This window comes from Nitratiruptor tergarcus DSM 16512 (genome assembly GCF_027946175.1).
In the GTDB taxonomy this organism is placed as follows: Bacteria; Campylobacterota; Campylobacteria; order Campylobacterales; family Nitratiruptoraceae; genus Nitratiruptor; species Nitratiruptor tergarcus.
Genome location: NZ_AP026671.1, coordinates 1,403,760 through 1,412,816 on the forward strand (window position 1 = coordinate 1,403,760; position 9,057 = coordinate 1,412,816).

At 38.9% G+C, this 9,057-nt stretch carries 8 protein-coding genes and 1 tRNA gene; 6 read left to right on the plus strand and 3 right to left on the minus strand.

The window, feature by feature from the left end:
• Positions 1–24: 24 nt before the first annotated feature.
• A complete protein-coding gene (rnhA, locus tag NITER_RS07410; RefSeq protein WP_084275153.1) occupies positions 25–447 on the minus strand; it encodes a ribonuclease HI in 423 nt (140 codons plus the stop codon).
• Positions 425–1,408, minus strand: a complete 984-nt coding sequence (locus NITER_RS07415; protein ID WP_159445305.1) for a tetratricopeptide repeat protein — start codon at positions 1,406–1,408, stop codon at positions 425–427. The genes rnhA and NITER_RS07415 overlap by 23 nt, the downstream gene beginning before the upstream one ends.
• 48 nt (positions 1,409–1,456) lie before the next feature.
• Between NITER_RS07415 and dnaG the strand changes: the two genes are divergently transcribed.
• The 6 genes from dnaG (at position 1,457) to NITER_RS07445 (ending at position 6,781) form a co-directional block, all read left to right on the plus strand.
• Positions 1,457–3,088, plus strand: coding sequence for a DNA primase (dnaG, locus tag NITER_RS07420; RefSeq protein ID WP_084275151.1), 1,632 nt, complete (start codon positions 1,457–1,459; stop codon positions 3,086–3,088).
• Positions 3,081–4,070 (plus strand): argininosuccinate synthase domain-containing protein, encoded by a 990-nt coding sequence (locus tag NITER_RS07425; protein ID WP_231988929.1) that lies wholly within the window; start codon positions 3,081–3,083, stop codon positions 4,068–4,070. The genes dnaG and NITER_RS07425 overlap by 8 nt, the downstream gene beginning before the upstream one ends.
• On the plus strand, positions 4,067–4,429 hold the full coding sequence (locus NITER_RS07430; RefSeq protein WP_084275150.1) for a diacylglycerol kinase: 363 nt from the start codon (positions 4,067–4,069) through the stop codon (positions 4,427–4,429). The genes NITER_RS07425 and NITER_RS07430 overlap by 4 nt, the downstream gene beginning before the upstream one ends.
• A gap of 43 nt (positions 4,430–4,472) precedes the next feature.
• Positions 4,473–4,548: transfer RNA gene (locus NITER_RS07435), tRNA-Ala, on the plus strand.
• 185 nt (positions 4,549–4,733) lie between these two features.
• On the plus strand, positions 4,734–5,972 hold the full coding sequence (locus NITER_RS07440; protein WP_159445304.1) for a tyrosine-type recombinase/integrase: 1,239 nt from the start codon (positions 4,734–4,736) through the stop codon (positions 5,970–5,972).
• Entirely contained in the window at positions 5,969–6,781 is an 813-nt protein-coding gene (locus NITER_RS07445; RefSeq protein WP_084275148.1) for a hypothetical protein, read from the plus strand. Before NITER_RS07440 ends, NITER_RS07445 begins: the two co-directional genes overlap by 4 nt.
• 248 nt (positions 6,782–7,029) lie before the next feature.
• On the opposite strand, the gene NITER_RS07450 is transcribed toward NITER_RS07445, so the two are convergent.
• Positions 7,030–9,027, minus strand: coding sequence for a hypothetical protein (locus NITER_RS07450; RefSeq protein WP_084275147.1), 1,998 nt, complete (start codon positions 9,025–9,027; stop codon positions 7,030–7,032).
• Between the last annotated feature and the right edge of the window lie 30 nt (positions 9,028–9,057).

The window sequence follows — 9,057 nt, forward strand, 5'->3', positions numbered from 1 at the left end:
TACTACCCATTGCTATGCGCAGTATTATGCCTTCTGCATTTGTGCCATCTGCTTTGCTATTTTATCACATCTTTCATTCTCTTCGTGTCCAGCATGTCCCTTTACCCAGATTGCTTTAATCCTATGCGGTTTTGCTACCTCAACAAACTCTTTCCATAAATCAGGATTTTTGACATTTTTGAAATTTTTGCGCACCCAACCTGCAAGCCATTGATTGATTGCTTGCACTACATAGTTTGAATCACTATAGATCTCTACAATACAAGGCTCTTTGAGAGCTTTAAGTCCCTCAATAACTGCACGAAGTTCCATACGGTTATTTGTAGTATGTGGTTCTCCACCACTAATCACTTTTTCAGTATCTTTATAGCGCAAAATCGCACAATACCCGCCAGGCCCCGGATTACCCAAACTCGATCCATCACTAAACAGAAAAACTCTCTTCATCTATCCTCTTTTTTTGCGTTACTATTCTCTCCACTGTAGGTGATCCCACACTATGACAACCTGGACAGCGCGTAAAAGCAAAGGGATATACACCTTTACACACTTCACAAAGATAGGAAAACTCTAAATCAGCCTTTGGGTAATGTATCAAAAGGTCAAATATAAAATCTTGGCTACCAGATACCTCCTGCACATACCCTTTTGCAGTATAAAGCTCTTTGAGTGTAGTATCATGCAAAGAGATTTTCTCTCTTGGAAGTCTCCAAAGTATATCAAAGAGTTTTGGAATATCATTAGTGCGAAGATGCTCCCATGCAACTATATAATTGGTTTGAAAAAGATACTCAAATATTAATCGAACAAGTTTTGGATCTTTCTGATAGATAGCTAAAAGCTGCTGCTCATCCCCTTTTTGCACAGCAATTTTTGCTAAGATATAGTCTCTATCGCTTTTGCATCCAAGCTCTTCAAGTACCTCACAAACTCCAAGGGCTTTTTTGTATTCATATAATCTTTCATAAACCAAAAGAAGCTTTTGTAAGACACGAGGACTTCTTGGGTAGTAGCGTAAAATCTCTTCAAAAATCTCTACACTTCTTGCTAAGAATCCCGCTTTGTAATAGAGTTCACCAAGTTTTTCCAAAATCTTCTTTTGCTCTTTAAAATCATAATTATTTTTAAGTTTTAAATATATAGCTATCGCTTTTTCATAATCACCACTTTTCGTATAAGCATCTGCCAAAAGCAGCAAAGCCCTATTGGCATCACCTCCTTCAATAATATTTGCTATCTCTTTATCTGCACTTGCTTGGAAGCGTGCAAAAAAATCCTCTAAAGATCCTTTTTGTTTACGTACGCGCCAAAGTGCCCAGGTATAACTGAAAAAAGATATGATAAATATGAGGCCAAAAAATATGATAAGACTAAAGAGAGGATCTCTGTTTTGCAGCAATAAATCCAACGGCGCTCCTTTGACGCAATTATACCATCGATATGTTATAATGAAAACATGATAGATAAATCTTCCATAGAGCAGCTCAAAAACTCCATTGATATTGTGGATGTCATCGGTAACTACATCGAACTCAAAAAAGCGGGAGCAAACTATAAAGCACTCTGTCCCTTTCACAATGAAGATACCCCCAGCTTTGTAGTAAGTCCTTCAAAACAGATTTTTCACTGCTTTGGTTGCGGTGCTGGAGGAGATGCAATCAAATTTGTGATGCAATATGAAAATCTCTCCTATCCTGAAGCGATTGAGAAACTCGCAAATATGTATAATTTTTCTTTACAGTACACTAAAAGCAAAAGCGATATCAAACCCCTCATTACAGCACTCCAGCAGATAAATAGCTTCTATAAAAAAAAGCTCTCTACTTATCAAAAGGCTCTTGCATATCTGCAAAGCAGAGGTGTAACAAATGCTTCAATTGAAAAGTTTGAGCTTGGCTATGCTCCATCAAGTCAAGAGCAGATAGAATACCTCAAAGCAAATTTCATACCTTTGCAAGATGCGATTGATGCGGGAGTATTAGCAAAAGACCAGACCCGTGTCTATGCACGCATGATAGAGCGCATTACCTTTCCAATTTTTTCACAAAATGGAGCAATTATTGGTTTTGGTGGTCGTACTATCAGCAATCATCCAGCAAAATACCTCAACTCTCCAGAAACAAAACTTTTTCATAAATCAAAGATCCTCTATGGCTACTCTCATGCCAAAGAAGCAATTTTTCAAAAGAAGCGCATTATCGTGTGTGAAGGGTACCTCGATGTTGTTATGCTCCACCAAGCTGGCTTTAACACTGCTGTAGCTACGCTTGGTACCGCATTGACAGTGGGGCATTTACCGCTTTTAAGAAGAGGAGAGCCCCAAGTCATACTCGCATACGATGCAGATAAAGCAGGTATCACTGCTGCCACGAAAGCTGCAAGACTTCTAAGCTCCAACGATATTGAAGGGGGAGTTGTCATTTTTCCAGAAGGCCTTGATCCAGCTGATATGGTAAAAAATGGTCAAATTGCAGAGCTTGAGCAACTCTTTTCTCACCCAACTCCATTTATTGAATTTATTTTGCAATCTATCGTCAAAAGCTACAACATCAAAGATCCCAAGCAAAAGCAAAATGCCTTGTATGAGGGAGTAGCCTTTTTACGTACTCTCCCCGATCTCATAGCACAAGAGTATAAAAACTACCTCGCTGCGCTTTTAGATATACTTCCCTCAAAAGTGCCTTTGCAAACCAAAAAAAATCAAAATATTCAAGAAGATATTCAAACAAAAGATACGAAAGAGCTCAGTATCATAAAAACAATTCTCTTGCATCCAGACCTCATAGATACTGTTTTAGACATCATTGAACCTCACCATTTTGTATATCATAGATCCGAGTTTGAAGCTGCAATAGCACAAGATATCGACAATCCGCAACTTCGTGCGATTTTACTTGATGATGACATTTTACCTTTCAAAGAGCAACATCTTACCAGCGAATTATTAGTTTTTTTGATAAAATTCTACGAAAAAAGAATACAGCAAATAACAAAAGAGCAAATCTCTTTTACGCAAAAGAGTTTTCTCATTCGCAAATATAAAGAGTATATACACAAACTTCGACAAGGAGAATTAGTCATTGAGTAAAATACGCGCATTGGCTCTCTTTAGTGGAGGGCTCGATAGTCTACTAGCTATGAAACTGCTTATTGAGCAGGGAATTGAGGTTATAGGTCTTTACTTTGATACAGGCTTTGGTGGAAAAGGAGATGAGGAGAAAAAGCGCTACTTGCAAGAGATTGCAAAAAAGATTGGTGCAAAACTCGAAATAATCGATATAAAAGAGCAGTTTATTCAAGAGATACTTTTTGATCCCAAGTATGGCTATGGGAAAAACTTTAATCCTTGTATCGACTGTCACGCCAATATGATCCGTGTAGCAAAAGCACTGCTGCCAAAATATGATGCGCACTTTATTATCAGTGGAGAAGTAGTAGGACAAAGACCTATGAGCCAACGCTTTGATGCACTCAAAAAGGTAGAGAACCTCTCCACTGCGGATGGATTGATACTGCGTCCCTTAAGTGCCAAACTTTTACCACCCACTATCCCAGAGCAAAAAGGGTGGGTTGATAGAGAAAAGCTCCTTGATATAAGTGGTAGAAGTAGAGAGGTGCAGATGCGCTTAGCTAAAGAGTGGGGCATAGAAAATTATGAGAGTCCTGCTGGCGGATGTCTTCTCACTGATGAGCACTTTAGCAAAAAGATAAAAGATCATATTGCCCATGATACTTTCAGCCCAGAAGATGCAGATGTACTCAAATGGGGAAGACATTTTCGCTTACCATATGGAGCAAAACTTGTAGTAAGCCGCAACAAAGAGGAAAATGAGAAACTTCAATCTTTACAACTAAGCAAATATGAGCGCTTCTCCTTGCCTCTACCAGGTCCGCTGAGCCTCGTGAGCAAAAATGCAGATACTGCAGACAAAGAGCTTGCAGCAAAGATTGCCCTAACCTACTCAAAAGCCAAACCCCAAGAGGTGTATGAGGTAAAAATTGGGGATGAAGTCTATACTGTCTCGCCATTTCCAAATAAGAGTGAAGCACAAAGGTATTTAATCAAATGAGAAATCAACCAAAATACTCTCTCTTTAAAAACGCCACCTATGCTCTTTGTGGGCTTAAAGAGTGTTTTATGAGTGAGACAAGCTTTAAAATAGAAATAGTACTTTTTGTTATTTTGAGTATAACTCTTTGGCTTATTCCAATTTCACTCCTTTCCAAAATTATTTTACAAACTTCTCTTTTCATTCCACTTATCGTCGAACTTCTCAACAGTGCAATAGAGCGCGTAGTGGATTTGGCGTGTTCTAAGACGCACCCTCTTGCAAAAAGTGCTAAAGATACAGCTGCAGCAGCAGTACTCCTATCGCTCTTTTTAACTTTAGGCATCTGGGCAGCGGTATTTGTTTATGAACTATTATAAAGTTTTGGAGGAGAAAGAGTTTATGCTATAATTGCACTGCCAAGGGGCATTAGCTCAGTTGGGAGAGCGCCACGCTGGCAGCGTGGAGGTCACCGGTTCGAGCCCGGTATGCTCCACCAACAACTTCTCCTCTTTCATCACCATTTTTTATAAAATCCCCATAAAATAGCACTTCTTAAAGTATGTAATTTCTCTATTTATACACTTAACCATCTGTTAATCTTCGTGCAATTTGAGTATGGGAATGAGTATAATTTATTTAAACCTCTTTTATGAGGTTATCCATACTCAATCAGGAGATGATATGGGAAGAGTAGCAACACCATTGAGTGATCGTAAAATCAAGCTTGCAAAACCAAAGGATAAAGTCTACAGACTCAGTGATGGCAATGGGCTTGTGCTGGAGATAAAACCAAATGGCAGTAAAATCTGGAGAGTGCGCTATATATTTGAGAAAAAAGCGAAGATGTATACAATAGGAGACTATCCAACCATCTCTTTGGCTGAAGCAAGATATATAACAACACAAGTACGTAATAAAATTTTACGAGGTATTGATCCAGTAAAAGAGCGCCAAGAGGTAGAGCTAAAAAAATCAATCGAATCAAAAAAGAAGTTTGAAACAATCGCAAGAGAATTTTTTGACCTCAAATCAAAAGAGTGGGCAAAAACCTATTATTCAAAGCAAATTAGAAAAGCCGAAATATATATATTTCCATTTATTGGATTTAAAAACATTGATCGTATAACCAAAAGTGATATAGTAGATGTAGTGAAGAATGTAAAATTCATTCAAACTCCATCTACGAAAAATACAAACAAAAATGAAACCTCCAGAAGAGTATTCAATCTCATCAAGCAAATCTATCAGTTCGCCTTGCATAATGACTATACAGAAATTGATATACCTAATCGGATAGATATCAATAAAATAGTGCCAAAAACCAAAATCCAAAATCGTATTAAAGCAATAACCGATGAAAAAGAGATCAAAAATATCTATGAGATCATCACACACGATTTTGAGGGGTATCACATCATAGGCAATGCTTTGAAATTTTTGGCTCTGACGGCATTGCGCCCTGGAAATGTTCGCAACGTGCAATGGAAATGGATCGATATGGAAAATAGGGTGATCACTTTTCCAGCCGAAGCAATGAAGAGTAAAAAGGAGTTTCGCCTCCCTCTCACAGACACTTTGGCCGAAATCATAGAAAATATGCGAGATCTCACATATCATAGATCCGAATATGTATTTTGCTCTCCTGTCCACATTGGAAGAATGATGTCAGAAAACACTCTCAATGTGGCACACAAAAGGCTTGGCATTATCAATCACAATGCCCATGGCTGGCGCTCAAGCTTCAGCACAATCTGCTATGAGCATCAAAAAGAGCATGGCATGAGTGCAGAAGTCATTGAAGCGCAACTGCATCATCAAATAGGAAGCAGTGTCACAAGAGCTTATATGCGCAGTGATTTTTTGGAAGAACGACGGAATTTGTTAGAATGGTGGGAAAGCTTTTTGGAGGATGAGATATGAAAAAGATGTTCGTACTATTTGCACTGGCAATTTTGGCTTTGGCAGGTGTAGAAGATGAAAATATGAGGCTACAGCAGGAAGTTTTGCAAAAGGATTTACTCCAGCGCCAACACACCCCAGTTCTAAGAGGAGAAGGGAATATATATGCACAGCTCCAGCCACCAGCATTTGCAAAGCAATACGATATCAAAAGATATGATGAGGATGCTACAGTCTATCTTTGGTATCAAAATGGTGAAAATTTCATCAGAGTTGAACCGAAAAGCACAAAATTTTTCACATGTAGCTCTAGCTTTGCAGTTGTGCAAAATGGTATGCAGCACAATCTGCAGCTACTTCAAAAAGAGGATGGCTCAAGTTTTTGTGAATACCTCTATATCCCAGTCACATTTAAAATTTCTTCATATAGTGGTTCTTTGTTTGACAAATTTGATGACACTATCCCTTTAAATGATATTATATTTGAAGGTTATGATAGCGGTGCTAAAATCTATCATATTTCAGTGGGTGTAAGCGAAGGGGAAACAGCAAGCAGTAGCAGCTCTCAATCAAGTTGCCTATCAATCATCACTGAGCAGTCAGATCCAAATGAAATTAAGTCGCAAATTTTGGACAAAAACTTTTCAATCAATGGATATTATATCCATTACGGTAATGGAGATTATGAGTGGATATATATTCCCGCATCCATGCAATCAATATATAAGCTTGAAAAAGGTGTAGATGAAAAGTATCATTTGCGCTGGCTTCTCATCAACGGCGTAAAAGCCACAAAAAATGGGGACAAAATAACCTTCACAACTCCTTAATCTGTAGGAGATCGGAGCTATCTTTTCCGATCTCCCAGTGATATGCTCTCTTGCAATGATTTTGGCCAAAAATAAAATCTATCAGCCTCATAAAATGACAAGCTGATTTGATCTTTCTCTTTGCACAAAGGTAGTATGTATAGCTGAAGATCGTGAAGTTCTCCTATTTTTCAAAAATAAATCTGCAGCCCGGTCGAAACCAATTGCTGCAGTAAAAATATAAAGATATTCTCATATCACACCAATAGTTACTCGCTCAGTAGCCCTATATCTTCCACTTTTACGCCAACACCTTTACTTGCGATGAATGAAGCCATTTGTCTTTGCATCTCTATAGTTACATTTGGCTCATCAGGACGCAAGAGTGAGCTATGTGTTCCTGCAACAAACTTAGCATACACAACTTTATCAGGTACACGCACAAACCCTGGAGCAGTATCTAGTGGCAGAGGTTTAGCTCCCATTACTGCTAGGAGTGGTTCAGTACCGCTCAGTGGTGCGCTCATGACACTATTTGGAATCACTGCATCATTTTCTACTTCAAACACAAGACTCTTTTGCTTTTGCCCTACACTTTTTGCATAATTTATCGGATCAGCATCGTCAATAAGCGTTTGAGAAACGAGTGTATACTTGTCATACTCTGGGCTACCTGGGATAATTCCATTAGCAGCCAATGCATTTTGCAAAATTGGTCCAAAGGTTTGTGAATTCATCAACAGCTGGATGATGCCACCCCCTGGATTTGCAAGCACTGCCGTATCAAAACTTTTATTCGCCATATAACCAAAAGGTACCATCGCACCTAATGAGTGCCCTACATAAGAGATCTTTGAAGTATCAAATTTTACCCCAACACTATTACCAAGAGCATGCACAAGGGCGGCGATATCAGCTACACTTTGACGCATATTATCACGAGAAACAGCAGGATTAGCAAGATTTATATAGTGGCTACCTGAGCAGTCTATCTTTCCATCAGGCTGAGCTGCTAATACATTGCACTCCTCATCTTCAGTGAAGTAATCCACATTGAAGGTGCGCTCCAATGCTCCCATATACAAAGGTGAATTTTTATCGGTAATACCATGCAATGGCAGATCTATTGCAACAGCAGCGGCACAGATATTGGCAAAACTCTCTGCAACTGCAAGTAAATTGGTTCTATTTTGTGTAATACCGTGTTGAAAAATCACAACCGGCCAACCATTTTGTGGCATACTGCACGATTTTGGAATAGATACCAAAACAGGTATAGTAAGCTTTGCACTCTCTTTTGGCTCACCATTATCAAATTGCATCTGTACATGCAGTGGTGCAACGGGATCATTTTGAGAAGGAACACCTAGATAGTAAGGAATATTTGTGAGTTTACCGACATACACTTCAGCATTGCCCTGCAAAGTACTTACATCTGCACCACTAAGAGCCAAAAGATCTTTGGAAGTATGCCCGCTATCTTGGAGAAAGAGTTTGCTATCATAGTTTTTGTCTGCCAAAAGTTTTGCAACTTTCCCTATTGTTTGCGTTTTAAAGCCAAAAATTGCAGCAACACTTTTTCCTTGCATACCAATTGCAGCTAAGAGTTTATGATAGTAGGGACGCAAAGCAGCAATTTTTTGTAGCGTTTGCGGAGAAAGACCATGCAAAGGAGCACCACTCTCATCAAAGAGCGGCTCGTCAGTATAGAGAAGATATCCGACCTTATCAGGAGTAAGTTTTGTTCCATTGATATCTATTACACCTCGCTTTATTACTACGACATACTCACTATCACCTTGCAAAGGCTTCAGAGGTAAAATCACAAGCTGTTTATCTTTCGTAATCACCTGAAAATCTTTATCGATTTTGAGCTCTTCTTGCAATTTTGTGGCTATTGGCAACGCAGAGTTTGGAACATGGGTATAACCAACTTTATAGATCTTAAGATTTCCATACAAAGAGGAGGGATCTATTACAGTATCAGCTGGAATAACTATAGGTGAAGTGGTAGAAAAACCATCAAGCATATTGAGTGAGCGCATCATAGGCGCTGAAGGACTCTGGGGATCGTAAGGTATATTGAGAGTTCCATCAGCACTCTCTTGCGGTGTTGGCAAAAAAAGCAGATCATTAGGAAAAGGCATATGCTCTGCGAGATCGCTTAAAAAGTGTTTCTGCCCAATTTTGACAAAACTTCCAGAATCACCACACCCTACCAGAAAAAAAGCTGCACCTAGAGCAAGAGCCATACGAAGATTTTTCATGGAGTATCCTTTATGGGGAAAATTAAAAAT

Coding starts and splice junctions, on each gene's coding strand:
- NITER_RS07440 (WP_159445304.1), top strand. CDS start 4,734: ATGGGAAGAGTAGCAACACCATTGAGTGATCGTAAAATCAAGCTTGCA.
- dnaG (WP_084275151.1), top strand. CDS start 1,457: ATGATAGATAAATCTTCCATAGAGCAGCTCAAAAACTCCATTGATATT.
- NITER_RS07430 (WP_084275150.1), top strand. CDS start 4,067: ATGAGAAATCAACCAAAATACTCTCTCTTTAAAAACGCCACCTATGCT.
- rnhA (WP_084275153.1), bottom strand. CDS start 447: ATGAAGAGAGTTTTTCTGTTTAGTGATGGATCGAGTTTGGGTAATCCG.
- NITER_RS07445 (WP_084275148.1), top strand. CDS start 5,969: ATGAAAAAGATGTTCGTACTATTTGCACTGGCAATTTTGGCTTTGGCA.
- NITER_RS07450 (WP_084275147.1), bottom strand. CDS start 9,027: ATGAAAAATCTTCGTATGGCTCTTGCTCTAGGTGCAGCTTTTTTTCTG.